This window comes from Vogesella sp. (genome assembly GCF_046297735.1).
GTDB classification, from domain to species: Bacteria; Pseudomonadota; Gammaproteobacteria; order Burkholderiales; family Chromobacteriaceae; genus Vogesella; species Vogesella urethralis.
Genome location: NZ_JBKBHK010000006.1, coordinates 113,011 through 125,658, shown reverse-complemented (window position 1 = coordinate 125,658; position 12,648 = coordinate 113,011). Strand labels below are relative to the sequence as shown.

General features: G+C 63.3%; 8 protein-coding genes. 4 read left to right on the top strand and 4 right to left on the bottom strand.

Features of this window, described 5'->3' with window-relative positions; translation table 11 throughout:
• Positions 1-13: 13 nt before the first annotated feature.
• Positions 14-1,438 (bottom strand): cytochrome-c oxidase, cbb3-type subunit I, encoded by a 1,425-nt coding sequence (gene ccoN, locus ACK4FZ_RS09615; protein WP_409820248.1) that lies wholly within the window; start codon positions 1,436-1,438, stop codon positions 14-16.
• A 410-nt stretch (positions 1,439-1,848) separates the two neighbouring features.
• On the opposite strand from ccoN, the gene ACK4FZ_RS09610 reads away from it, so the two are divergent.
• The 3 genes from ACK4FZ_RS09610 to ACK4FZ_RS09600 all read left to right on the top strand — a co-directional run bounded on the left by ACK4FZ_RS09610 (position 1,849) and on the right by ACK4FZ_RS09600 (position 7,298).
• A complete protein-coding gene (locus tag ACK4FZ_RS09610) occupies positions 1,849-3,639 on the top strand; it encodes a M61 family metallopeptidase (RefSeq protein WP_409820245.1) in 1,791 nt (596 codons plus the stop codon).
• Between the two features lie 80 nt (positions 3,640-3,719).
• On the top strand, positions 3,720-6,353 hold the full coding sequence (gene pepN / locus ACK4FZ_RS09605; protein WP_409820243.1) for an aminopeptidase N: 2,634 nt from the start codon (positions 3,720-3,722) through the stop codon (positions 6,351-6,353).
• A gap of 63 nt (positions 6,354-6,416) precedes the next feature.
• Entirely contained in the window at positions 6,417-7,298 is an 882-nt protein-coding gene (locus tag ACK4FZ_RS09600; RefSeq protein ID WP_409820241.1) for a DMT family transporter, read from the top strand.
• A 48-nt stretch (positions 7,299-7,346) separates the two neighbouring features.
• Here ACK4FZ_RS09600 and ACK4FZ_RS09595 read toward each other — a convergent pair whose 3' ends face one another.
• Entirely contained in the window at positions 7,347-7,832 is a 486-nt protein-coding gene (locus ACK4FZ_RS09595; RefSeq protein WP_038296625.1) for an Lrp/AsnC family transcriptional regulator, read from the bottom strand.
• 141 nt (positions 7,833-7,973) lie between these two features.
• On the opposite strand from ACK4FZ_RS09595, the gene phhA reads away from it, so the two are divergent.
• Positions 7,974-8,855 carry a phenylalanine 4-monooxygenase gene (gene phhA, locus ACK4FZ_RS09590; protein ID WP_409820238.1) on the top strand — a complete coding sequence of 294 codons (882 nt, stop codon included), beginning with the start codon at positions 7,974-7,976 and terminating at the stop codon, positions 8,853-8,855.
• An 86-nt stretch (positions 8,856-8,941) separates the two neighbouring features.
• On the opposite strand, the gene ACK4FZ_RS09585 is transcribed toward phhA, so the two are convergent.
• Together ACK4FZ_RS09585 and ACK4FZ_RS09580 are read right to left on the bottom strand one after the other, a co-directional pair.
• Entirely contained in the window at positions 8,942-11,182 is a 2,241-nt protein-coding gene (locus ACK4FZ_RS09585; RefSeq protein ID WP_409820235.1) for an ATP-binding protein, read from the bottom strand.
• 73 nt (positions 11,183-11,255) lie between these two features.
• On the bottom strand, positions 11,256-12,587 hold the full coding sequence (locus ACK4FZ_RS09580; RefSeq protein ID WP_409820233.1) for a leucine-rich repeat-containing protein kinase family protein: 1,332 nt from the start codon (positions 12,585-12,587) through the stop codon (positions 11,256-11,258).
• Positions 12,588-12,648: the final 61 nt, after the last annotated feature.

The following is a 12,648-nucleotide window of genomic DNA, read 5'->3' as shown; positions in this document are numbered from 1 at the left end:
TTCCTTGGCAACCTTAGTGAGCGTGCGCGGTGACAGCCGGGATCTTGGCGTCAACCGGACGGCCGGCGGCAACGGTGCGGAAGGTGTTGTACGCCATCAGCAGCATGCCGGTCAGGAACAGGGAACCACCCACGAAACGCACGAACAGGTACGGATAGGACGCCTTCACCGATTCTACGAAGGAGTAGGTCAGGGTGCCGTCCGGGTTCAGTGCACGCCACATCAGGCCTTGCATCACACCGGCAATCCACAGTGCGGCGATGTACAGCACCACGCCAACGGTAGCCAGCCAGAAGTGGGCTTCGATCAGCTTCACGCTATGCATGCTGTCACGGCCGAACAGGCGCGGCAGCAGGTAGTACATGGAACCGATGGAGATGAAGGCAACCCAGCCCAGGGCACCGGAGTGCACGTGGCCAACGGTCCAGTCGGTGTAGTGCGACAGGGCGTTAACGGTCTTGATGGACATCATCGGGCCTTCGAAGGTGGACATGCCGTAGAACGACAGGGATACCACCAGGAACTTCAATACCGGGTCGTTGCGCAGTTTGTGCCATGCGCCGGACAGGGTCATGATGCCGTTGATCATGCCGCCCCAGCTCGGTGCCAGCAGTACCAGCGAGAACGCCATACCCAGCGACTGGGTCCAGTCAGGCAGGGCGGTGTAGTGCAGGTGGTGAGGACCAGCCCACATGTAGGTGAAGATCAGCGCCCAGAAGTGCACCACGGACAGACGGTAGGAGTACACCGGACGGCCAGCCTGCTTCGGTACGAAGTAGTACATCATGCCCAGGAAGGCGGCGGTCAGGAAGAAGCCAACGGCGTTGTGGCCGTACCACCATTGCACCATCGCGTCTACCGCGCCGGCGTAAACGGAGTAGGACTTGGTCAGCGACACCGGTACGGCCAGGCTGTTCACCACGTGCAGCAGGGCTACGGCCAGGATGAAGGCGCCGTAGAACCAGTTGGCCACGTAGATGTGTTTTACCTTGCGGATGGCCAGGGTGCCGAAGAACACGATGGCGTACACGACCCAGATGATGGTGATCAGGATGTCGATCGGCCATTCCAGCTCGGCGTATTCCTTACCGGCGGTGATGCCCAGCGGCAGGGTGATGGCGGCCAGTACGATAACCAGTTGCCAACCCCAGAACGTAAACGCCGCCAGCTTGTCGGAAATCAGGCGGACGTTACAGGTACGCTGCACGACGTAGTAAGACGTCGCGAACAGAGCGCAGCCACCAAAAGCAAAGATGACGGCGTTGGTGTGCAGCGGGCGCAGGCGGCCGTAGTGGAACCAGGGCCCAAAATTGAGCTCCGGCCACACTAGCTGGGCCGCAATAATGACGCCCACCAGCATCCCGACAATGCCCCAGACTACGGTCATTATCGAGAACTGGCGCACCACCTTATAGTTATAAGTGGATTGCGTATCCATTTAGGTTTTCTCCAAGGTTGCGAACTAGAACGTGTAAAACGTGATGTCTTGATTTTCATGCGTCCGTCCCCAGCTTGGAGATCAGCGCATCAAACCGGGTATCTAAGGCCTGCGTGTCGTGTCAGCGTGCGCGTGCCCGCGCTTTTAGCTGCCACTGCCTGGATACACCCGTTTATTCAACAGACTATTCTAATCAATTCGGACAACAGCCACCAGTCAGGCAGGGTGTCATGCTGCATCATTACCCCGTCAACGCTGGTTTTTCGGCCTTTTTTGCCCTTTGACAGCTACGGATTATATTGTCATCGGTCAAGGCGCTATTGATGAAGATCAAGCCGGAAGGTCAGGGGCGGCCCGCATTCTGCGGTGCTAGAATCCAGCATCTTTCTGCCACAGATCGGTTCTGTACCATGTCTACGCCTGTCCGTTATCGCATTGTTCCGCTTGATCCGCACGCCCACCTGTTCGATATCGAGATGACCGTGGCCCGCCCCGCGGCCGCCGGCCAGGTACTGCGCCTGCCGGCGTGGATTCCGGGCAGCTACATGATTCGCGAATTTTCGCGCCACATCGTGCAGATCGAGGCCTTTGCCGGCAAAAAAGCGGTGGCCATCAGCAAATTGGACAAACACAGCTGGCAAGCGGCGCCGGTAAAGGGCGAGCTGACCATCCGCTACCAAGTGTACGCCTTCGACCTGTCAGTACGCGGCGCCTACCTCGACGCACAGCGCGGCTTCTACAACGGCACCAGCGTGTTTCTGGCCGCAGACGGTTTTGAAAACGACGCCTGCGAAGTCGACATCCAGCCGCCCGCCGGCAAGGCCTACGACCGCTGGCAGGTGGCCACCAGCCTGGCCGCTGTCGATACGCACAAGAAAACCGGCTTCGGCCGCTACCGTGCTGCCAACTACGACGAGCTGATCGACCACCCGGTGGAGCTGGGCGAGTTCGAACGCGTGCGCTTTACTGCCTGCGGCGTGCCGCACGAGTTCGTGGTATCCGGCCGCTACCGTGCCGACCTCAAACGCCTGGCCGCCGACACCCAGCGCATCTGCGAATGGCAGATCCGCTTCTTTGGCGAACCGGCCCCGTTCGACCGCTACGTCTTCATGCTGTTTGTCGGCGCCGACATCTACGGCGGCCTGGAGCACCGTGCCTCCACCGCGCTGGTGGCCAACCGCGACGACCTGCCGGCACCCGGCCTGGCAGATGGCGAGATCGGCGACGGCTACCTGCGCCTCTTGGGCCTGATCAGCCACGAGTACTTCCACAGCTGGAACGTGAAGCGCATGAAGCCGGCGGTGTTCACCCCGTACGACCTGAACCGCGAAGGCCACACCACGCTGCTGTGGGCGTTCGAGGGCATTACCTCCTACTACGACGACCTGGCTCTGGTGCGCAGCGGCCTGATCGACGACAAGCGCTACCTCGGCCTGCTGGCCAAGACCATCACCGGCGTGCTGCGCGGCAACGGCCGTACCAAGCAGACGCTGGCCGATTCCAGCTTCGACGCCTGGACCAAGTACTATCGTCAGGACGAAAACAGCCCCAACAGCATTGTCAGCTACTACACCAAAGGCTCGCTGGCCGCGCTGGCGCTGGACCTGCACATCCGCCACGAAACCGGCGGCGCCAAGAGCCTGGACACCGTGATGCTGGCGCTGTGGCAGAAGTGGCTGGCCGACGGCCAGGGCCTGGCCGAAGGCGAGTGGGAACAGGTAGCCGAGCAGGCCACCGGCCTCAAGCTGCGCAAGTTCTTCGATAAAGCCATCCGCAGCACGCAAGATCTGCCGCTGGCTGAACTGCTGGCCACCCAAGGTGTCAGCCTGCAGATGGTGCCGTCCGATAGCGCCGCCGACAGTGGCAGCGTGGTAGACAGCATCCAGCCGGCCCCGTCGCGGCCAACCTTGGGCGTGAAGGCCACTGCCGATGCGCAGGGCGTGCGCCTGGCCCAGGTACTGGATGGCGGCGCCGCGCAGGCCGCCGGCCTGTCCGCGGGTGACGTGATCGTCGCCATCGAGGGCCTGAAGGCGGTCGACCTTGATAAAGCGCTGGCGCGCCACAAGGTTGGCGACAGCGTGAAAATCCATGCTTTCCGCCGCGACGAACTGCTCAGCTTCAAGGTGAAGCTGAAGGGCACCGTGGCCGATACCTGCCGCCTCTGCCTGCCTGCAGGCGCGGGTGGCTGGATCAAATCATAACCAGGGACGCTTAGCGTTGATAACAACAAGCGGGCGGCCGTGGCCGACCCGCCTTGCAAGCCTACTTAGGATGCCCGTTCATGAGCCAACAACAACCGCAGGTCAAATACCGCAAAGATTACCTGCCGCCCGCCTACCTGGTGGACAAGGTCGACCTCACCTTCGACGTGGTAGACGACACACGTACCCGCGTTCACGCCCGCATGGTGATTCACCGTAACCCGGCTTCTACCGCGGCCAACGTGCTGGAACTGGACGGCAGCGCCACGCTGCTGTCGGTGGTGCTGGACGGTGACCAGCTGCAGCCCGGCGCCTACCAGCAGCATGCCGAAGGCCTCAGCATCATCAATGTGCCAGACAGCTTCATCCTGGACATCGAAACCGAGATCGACCCGGTAGCCAATACCAGCCTCAACGGCCTGTATGCGTCCAGCGGCAACCTGTACACCCAGTGCGAGCCGGAAGGCTTCCGCAAGATTACCTACTACCCGGACCGTCCGGACGTGATGGCCAAGTTCACTACCACCATCATCGCCGACAAGCAGAAGTACCCGGTGCTGCTGTCCAACGGCAACAAGGTGGGCGAAGGCCAGGCCGACAAGAAGCGCCACTGGGTGAAATGGGTGGACCCGTACCGCAAGCCGTCCTATCTGTTCGCGCTGGTCGCCGGCAAGCTGGTGGCCAAGAAAGACAGCTACACCACGGCCAGCGGCCGCCAGGTAGCGCTGGAAATCTGGACCGTAGCGGCAGACCAGGACAAGGTGGCGTTCGCCATGGGCGCGGTGAAGCGTTCGATGCAGTGGGACGAAACCCGCTTTGGCCTGGAGTACGACCTCGACATCTACATGATCGTGGCCGTGGGCGACTTCAATATGGGCGCCATGGAGAACAAGGGCCTCAACATCTTCAATACCTCGGCGGTACTGGCGCGCCAGGACACCGCCACCGACGCCGACTTCGAGCGCGTGGAAGCCATCATCGGCCACGAGTACTTCCATAACTGGACCGGCAACCGCGTTACCTGCCGCGACTGGTTCCAGCTCAGCCTGAAAGAAGGCCTCACCGTATTCCGCGATCAGGAGTTCAGCGCCGACCTGCACAGCCGCCCGGTGAAGCGCATCGAAGACGTGAAAAAGCTGCGCCAGTTGCAGTTCCCGGAAGATGCGGGCCCTACCGCGCACGCCATCCGCCCCGATAGCTACATCGAAATGAACAACTTCTACACCATGACGGTGTACGAAAAGGGTTCCGAAGTGGTGCGCATGTACCACACGCTGCTGGGCGAGGAAGGCTTCCAGAAGGGCATGAAGCTGTACTTCCAGCGCCACGACGGCCAGGCCGTTACCTGCGATGACTTCCGCGCCGCGATGGCCGACGCCAACGGCGTGGACCTGGAACAGTTCGCACTGTGGTATAGCCAGGCCGGTACCCCGCTGTTGCAGGTAAGCGGCGAATACGACGCGGTGGCGCGCAGCTACACGCTGCACGTCAAGCAAAGCTGCCCCGACACCCCGGGCCAGAGCGGCAAACAGCCGTACCACATCCCGCTGGCAGTGGGCCTGCTGGGCCGCGACGGCCAGGACCTGCCGCTGCAGCTGGCCGGCGAGGCCGAAGCCGGCGCCGGCACCCGCGTGTTGCACGTGCGTGCCGCCGAGCAAAGCTTCACCTTCGTCAATATTGGCGAGCTGCCGGTGCCGTCGCTGCTGCGCGGTTTCTCGGCGCCGGTGCGCCTGCAGTTCGACTGGCGCGACGACGAGCTGTCGTTCCTGATGGCCAACGACAGCGACGCCTTCGCGCGCTGGGAAGCCGGCCAGGCCTACGCCGAGCGTCTGCTGAAAGGCCTGCTGGCCGACCAGGCCGCCGGCCGTGCGTTGCAGCTGCCGGCCGGTTTTGTCGAGGCGCTGCGTGCGGTGCTGAAAGACCACGCCGCCGACCCGGCGTTCAAGGCGCTGATGCTGAGCCTGCCGTCCGAAGCCGACATCCTGGAAATGGTGGACGCGGCCGACCCCGGCCATATCCATAGCGTGCGCGAATTCGTGCTGAACGGCCTGGCGCAGGCGCTGCGCGGCGAATGGCACGAAGCCTACGACCTGAACCAGACCCGCAGTTACCAGCCGGCCGACGGCGGCCGCCGCAGCCTGAAGAACCTGGCGCTGGCGATGCTGACCCGCCTCAGCGACGCCTGGCCGCTGGAAGCCGCTGAAAAGCAGTGCCTGGAAGCGGACAACATGACCGACCAGATGGGCGCCATGCTGGCGCTGCGCGACCGTGACGTGGCCGAGCGCGAGAACTGCTACCTGTCGTTCGCCAGCCGCTGGCAGGGCGACGCGCTGGTGATGGACAAGTTCTTCAGCCTGGTGGCCAGCAGCCAGCTGCCCGGCGTGCTGGAGCACGTGAAGGCCGCCATGCAGCACCCGGCGTTCAACCTGAAAAACCCGAACAAGGCGCGTGCCTTGCTGGGCAGCTTCGGTCGCAACATGCTGCACTTCCACGCCGCGGATGGCTCCGGTTACGCCTTCCTGGCCGACCAGGTGCTGGCGCTGGACGCCATCAACCCGCAGGTGGCCAGCCGCATCGTGTCGCTGTTCAACCGTCGCCAGAAGCTGGAGCCGCAACGCCAGGCGCTGATGACGCGTGAGCTGCAGCGCATCCTGGCCAAGGAAGGTTTGTCGAAAGACGTGTACGAGATCGTATCGAAGAACCTGGCGGCATAAGCAGGTATACTGCCGTTTTGCCCCAAGCCGGTGCACGCACCGGCTTTTTCTTTGCCTGCCGCCATGTTCGCTTCTGCTTCGCCTGTTACCAGCGCTGCCATGCTGCTGGCCCTGTGGTTCTTCTGGGGGACCAACTGGGTCGTTACCAAGCTGGGGCTGGCCTACGCCAGCGCCTTCCAGCTGGGTTTGTTCCGTACTGTGTTTGCCATCGTCACGCTGGCGGTGATCCTGCAGCTGCGCGGCAAGGGCTTTCGCCCCACGCCGTGGCGGCCAACCTTCTGGCTGGGGCTAACCCAGACCGCCGGCTTTGTGGTGTTTACCAACCTGGCGCTGGTGGCCGGTGGCGCCGGCAAGGTGTCGGTACTGTGTTACACCATGCCGTTCTGGACGCTGCTGCTGGCACGGGTGTTCCTGCACGAACAACTGGCGCGCAGCCAGTGGCTGGGCGTGGCGATGGCGTTTGCCGGCTTGCTGGCCATTCTGGAACCGTGGGACCTGCACGGCAGCTGGCTGTCCGACCTGCTGGCCATCACCGGCGGTTTGGTGTGGGCCAGCTCGGCCATCATCGCCAAGCGCCTGCGCGCGCAGCACCAGGTGGACACGCTGGCGCTGACTTTCTGGCAGATGGTGTGGGGCACGCTGCCCTTGCTGGTGTTGTTGCCGGTGTTTCCGGGCGGCGAGCCGGTATGGGGTTGGCCGCTGCTGGGCGTGCTGCTGTTTTCCGGCGTGCTGGCCGGCGGCCTGGGCTGGCTGATGTGGATGATGCTGCTGTCGCGCCTGAGCGCCGGCATGGCCGGGCTGAGCATTCTGGCCATTCCCGTCGTGGCGGTGGGCATGGCGTGGCTGATTCTGGGCGAGTTGCCGTCGCCGTCGGAAGCGGCCGGCATGCTGCTGATCGGCAGCGCGCTGGTGCTGATCTCGTGGCAGGCGCTGAAACGGCGCTGAGCCGGTTTGCTTGCCGGCAAGGTTGGCCGCAACGGCTTGCGGCCAACCCTAGTCGCCCATCGCCTGCTGCAAGGGCAGGCGCTGGCTGTGCTTGATCGGCTCCAGCGCCACCGTGGACTTCACGCTGCGTACCAGCGGCAGCGTCATCAGCTTGTTCATCACGAAGCGCGATAGCGACGGCAGGTCGGCCACCACGATGCGCAGCCAGTAATCGGCCTCGCCGGCCACCGCGTAGCACTCCAGGATTTCCGGCAGGTTGGCGATGGCGGCGGCAAATTCGCGGATCGACGCCTCGCCGTGCCGCTCCAGGCTGACGCTGGCAAAGGCGGTGACCGACAGGTTCAGCAAGTCCGGGCGCAGGCTGATGTGGTAGCCCTGGATCACGCCGGCTTCTTCCAGCCGCTGGATGCGGCGCCCGATCTGCGACGCCGACAGCGCTACCTCCTGCGCCAGCTTCTGGTGGGTAGCGCGTGCGTCGCGCTGCAGCGCCTCCAGAATCTGGAAGTCAAAGCGGTCAAACTCCAGTTTGCGCATAATGTGCATTTCCGTCGATTTGGTGCGGCAAGTATGCGAAAAAAGCCGCTGGCAAGCAAATGATGCGGCCAACGCGCACGCTGCTGCTTCTACACTTGTGGTACTGGCACCTGCCGCACACACAAGAGAAAAAGGATGGAGATGAACACCTTTACCGTACCGGACATCACGGTGCGCAAGAACGCCGGCCTGAGCCACGGTGCCGACTTCACGCTGCCGCAGCCGCTGGACCGCTACAGCGACGACGACCACCGCACCTGGGCCACGCTGTACCAGCGCCAGTGCGCGCTGCTGCCGGGCCGCGTCTGTGACGAGTTTCTGCAAGGCCTGGAACTACTGACCATCGACGCCGACCGCGTGCCCGATTTCAACCGCCTGAATGAGAAGCTGGCCGCTGCCACTGGCTGGCAGATCGTGGCGGTGCCGGGCCTGATCCCCGACGACGTGTTTTTCGAGCACTTGGCCAACCGCCGTTTCCCGGTGACCTGGTGGCTGCGCGAACCGCACCAGCTGGATTACCTGCAAGAGCCGGACGTGTTCCACGACCTGTTCGGCCACGTGCCGCTGCTGGCCAACCCGGTGTTTGCCGATTACCTGCAGGCCTACGGCCGTGGCGGCATGAAGGCCAAGGGCCTGGGCTACCTGCCGCTGCTGGCGCGCCTGTACTGGTACACGGTGGAGTTCGGCCTGATCAACACGCCGCAAGGCATGCGCATTTACGGTGCCGGTATCGTGTCTAGCAAGACGGAGTCGGTGTACTGTCTGGATAGCGCCAGCCCCAACCGCGTGGGTTTCGATCTGCAGCGCATCATGCGTACCCGCTACCGCATCGATACCTTCCAGAAAACCTACTTCGTCATCGACAGCTTCCAGCAGCTGTTCGACGCCACCGCGCCGGATTTCACGCCGATCTACCCGCAAGTAGAAGCCGCCCCCGTGCTGGGCGCTGGCGATATCGATGCCGCCGACAAGGTCTATACCGTGGGTAACCGCGAAGGCTGGCTGGATACCGAAGACGTCTAGGCCTGTTGGCAACCGTCTGCGTTGGCCACCATGCAAAAGCCCCTGCCGCGTTCTGCCGACAGGGGCTTTTGCATGGTGGCCGGCGCTCAGCCAGGCTGATCGGCTTGCTGCAGCCAGCACAGCAGCTGGTGCCGGGCGGAGATGAAGTCCAGCTGTTCCAGTGCTTGCGCCAGCCGCAGGTTGGCCGCAGCGTCGTGGGCGGCCAACTGTTCGGCAATGCCGGCGTACACCCGTTTGGCACGGATGTTGCGCTCGCTCAGCAGCCGGTCCAGCTCTTGCAGCGCCGTTATCGGCAGGCTGCTGGCGCTGGGCACCGCCGCGCTGCCGTCGTCCAGCAGCGCCAGGCTGGCATTGGTTTCTTCCATGGCGCGCAGCAAGGCGGGCATCAGCAGGTCGGCGCCCTGACGGTCGTTGGCGGCCAGGCTGGCCTCGATGGCGGCGGCGGCTTTTTGCAGCTGGCTGATGTGCAAGGTGGCGGCAACCCCCTTCAGCGAGTGCGCCAGCCGCATCGCCTCGGCGTCGTTACCGGCGTCAAGCTCTGCCTGGATTTGCAAGGCGGCGTCGCTGTAATCCTGGCGCATGCGTAGTAGCAGCTTCAGCAGCAGGCTTTGCTTGCCACCCAGCTGTTGCAGGGCGGCGGGCAGATCAATGCCCGGCAGCTGCGGCAGCTCGATAGGGGGGACGGTTGCTTCCATGCGCTTGGCTCCTTGCCGACTGGCGGGTTGCACCCAGCGTAGCAGGGTGGCTACCAGCGTTTCCGGGATGATGGGTTTGCTCAGGTGATCGTTCATGCCGGCGTCCAGTGAACGCTGGCGCTCACTCTCCATGGCATGTGCCGTCATGGCGATGACAGGCAGGCTGGATGCGCTGTGCTGTTCGCGTATGCGTCGTGTCGCTTGCAAGCCATCCAGGCGTGGCATCTGGATATCCATCAACACCGCGTCAAAGCTAGGTTGTGGCCGGCAGGCCAGGGCAACGGCCTGTTCGCCATCCGACACCGTTTTGACACGTGCCCCAAGTGATTGCAACAGTTGGCATTCGTAGGCTTGCAGCAGTTCGTTATCTTCTGCCAGTAACAGATATAGCCCATGCAAGGGGGCATCGTGTAGCGAGATGGCCGGGTTACAGTCTGGTGGCGCTTTGGCCTCCACGGCGCTGCCCAATTGCAAACGGACACTGAAGCGGAAAGTAGAGCCCTCGCCTGGCACGCTATTGACACCGATCTGGCCACGCATCAGCCCTACCAGCTGTCGGCAGATTACCAAGCCCAGCCCCGAGCCCCCAAAACGGCGCGTGGTGGAGGTGTCAGCCTGACTGAACGATTGGAACAGCCGCTCTACCTGTTGCGGCGTCATGCCGATGCCGGTATCACTGACCGCGCAATGCAGCTCGTAATCATCTGCCGCTAGCAACTGGCCGTGAATGGCAATCCGTACCTGGCCGTACTCGGTGAATTTCAGGGCATTATTGGCCAGGTTCAGCAGAATCTGGCTCAGGCGCAACGGGTCGCCGCGCAGCCAGGGGGGAATATCTGGGCTGACATCGATGGTGAACAGCAGTTTTTTTTCGGCAGCCTGCATTTGCACGATATTGCGCAGGTTGGCGACCAGCTCCTGCAGCGAGAAGCTGACATTTTCCAGTACCAGCTTGCCGGCCTCGATCTTGGAAAAATCGAGAATGTCATTGATGACCCCTAGCAAGGTACGTGCTGCGGCTTCTACCTTCAGCAGATTGTCGCGCTGCTTGTCGGAGGCGGGTTCATCCAGCGCCAGCTGGTTATAGCCCAGTACCGCGGTCAGCGGAGTGCGGATTTCGTGGCTCATATTGGCGAGAAAGTCGCTTTTGGCGCGGGTAGCAGCCTCGGATGCCTCCTTGGCCTGGTGCAGGTCGTCTGTCTTCTCGCGCAATTGCAGCATCATGTCGCGGAAAGCGTGCAAGGAGCCGGCCATGGCGGCAATTTCATCATGGTGGCGGTCCTGCCATGGCGCCGGAGTATGGCCGTCCAGCATGTCTTGCATGGCATCGCCCAGTCGCCGCAGGCGGGCAGCGAGCAAGTAGTCCACATAGTAGAACGCAGCAAACGCCACCAGCAGAATGGCGATCAGCAAACCCAGCCATAACAGTAAGCTGCTCCACGCCAGTACCGCTTGCAGTTTGGCAGACAGGGCTGGCGGCAAGCTGACCAGCACGGCTTCCGCGTGCTGTAGTAAACACAGGGTAACACCAGCGATCAGCAGCACCGGCAGTAGCAGCGCCAGAATCATCAGCTGTAGCGGGCGCGCTATGCTGTGCCGGTGTTTGGACAACGGTTTAGTCTGGGCGGACAAGCGCGCTCCTGTAAGCTGACGGCATGAATTCTATAAAACTATAGCGTATCGGCAGGGCTGGCAAGTTGCGCGGTCAGGGCTTATGCGCCACATCAAACACGGTGTCGGCAGCAAGCCGAGATAGCCGGGCCACAATGTCGTCAAACACTGGCCGCTGCGCTGGCTGCGGCAGCTGGCATTCTGCGGCCAACTGCGTCAGCTCGCCTGTTTGTGGCAGAGCAGTGCTGGCCGCCAGCAGTTCGCCCAGCAGGTAGCCGAACGCACACACGTCCAGCGCCTGCAGCCAGCCGGCGTGCGGGCCATCGGGCGCGTAGCGGCTGGCGGCGCCAAAATCGCTGAGCAGCGGCGGCAAGCTGGCATGCACCAGCGTGTTATGCGCGTACAGGTCGCCATGCATGATGCCGCGCTGGTGCAAGTGCGCCATGGCACCCGCCATGCAGCCGGCAGTGGCCAGCAGTTGCGGCAGTGTTACGGCAAAGCCTGGCGCGTACACGTCGCGGCTACAGCTTTGCAGGCTGGGCGGGCTGGCCAGCGCCTGGTAGCCGTCTGCCAAGCGTGGCATAACCAGCCCGGCCAAGCCGTCCGGGTGCCCGCGCAAGCGGCCCAGCAACGGCATCAGGCCGGGGTGAGGGCCGGCGTGCAGTGCCGCGGCCAACTCGCAGGCCGGCAGGCCATCGCTGGTGACTTCGCCACGGAACACCTTTACCGCTACGTCGCGGCCATCCGCCAAGCGCGCCGCATGGATGATGCCGGACGCGCCCTGGCCCAGCACCGCGCCCAGCTGTAGCGATGCCCAGTCAATCTCGGTCAGCGGCGTGGCCGCCGTGGTGGCCGCTGCCGGCTCGCTGAACGGGTTGCCGGCGCACGCCAGCCACGCCAGTTTCGGCAGCGACAGCAGGCAGTCCGGCAGACGATCAAAGCGGTTGGCCGCAATGCGCAGCAGCGCCAGCTGCCGGCATTGCGCCAGGTTGGCCGGCAAGCTGTGCAGCTGGTTGCCGGCCAGCATCAGCTTTTCCAGCTGGTGACAGTTGCCCAGCGCATCGGGTAACTGCTGGATGCAGTTGTCGGTGAGGATCAGCCAGCGCAAGCCGGCGGGCAAGGCCGCGGCGGGAACGGTGTCGATACGGCAGGACTTGAACCCGATCATGCTCAGTCTGGGGCACTGCCCCAGCACCGCCGGCAGCGTGGTAAACGGGTTGCCGGAGCAGAAAATGGCACGCAGCTTCGTCAGCCGCGGCAGCGTATCCGGCAACGAGGTGAGTTGGTTATCACTCAGATCGAGAATCTCCAGGCTGTCGGCCAGCGTGAAGATCTCGTCCGGAAACTGTTGCAAGCCGCCGCGCAGGTTCAGCCGGGTAATGCCGTGCAGCGCACCGCTGCGCAGTTGTTCAAGCGTGTGGGGCATGATGGGGCAAACAGTAAAAAGCCCGCACGCGGCGGGCCTGGGTGTCAGGGTTGGCCGCAGG

What these genes read in the sequence shown, in the direction of transcription:
- ccoN (WP_409820248.1), bottom strand. Translation starts at nt 1,438, where the DNA reads ATGGATACGCAATCCACTTATAACTATAAGGTGGTGCGCCAGTTCTCG.
- ACK4FZ_RS09610 (WP_409820245.1), top strand. Translation starts at nt 1,849, where the DNA reads ATGTCTACGCCTGTCCGTTATCGCATTGTTCCGCTTGATCCGCACGCC.
- pepN (WP_409820243.1), top strand. Translation starts at nt 3,720, where the DNA reads ATGAGCCAACAACAACCGCAGGTCAAATACCGCAAAGATTACCTGCCG.
- ACK4FZ_RS09600 (WP_409820241.1), top strand. Translation starts at nt 6,417, where the DNA reads ATGTTCGCTTCTGCTTCGCCTGTTACCAGCGCTGCCATGCTGCTGGCC.
- ACK4FZ_RS09595 (WP_038296625.1), bottom strand. Translation starts at nt 7,832, where the DNA reads ATGCGCAAACTGGAGTTTGACCGCTTTGACTTCCAGATTCTGGAGGCG.
- phhA (WP_409820238.1), top strand. Translation starts at nt 7,974, where the DNA reads ATGAACACCTTTACCGTACCGGACATCACGGTGCGCAAGAACGCCGGC.
- ACK4FZ_RS09580 (WP_409820233.1), bottom strand. Translation starts at nt 12,587, where the DNA reads ATGCCCCACACGCTTGAACAACTGCGCAGCGGTGCGCTGCACGGCATT.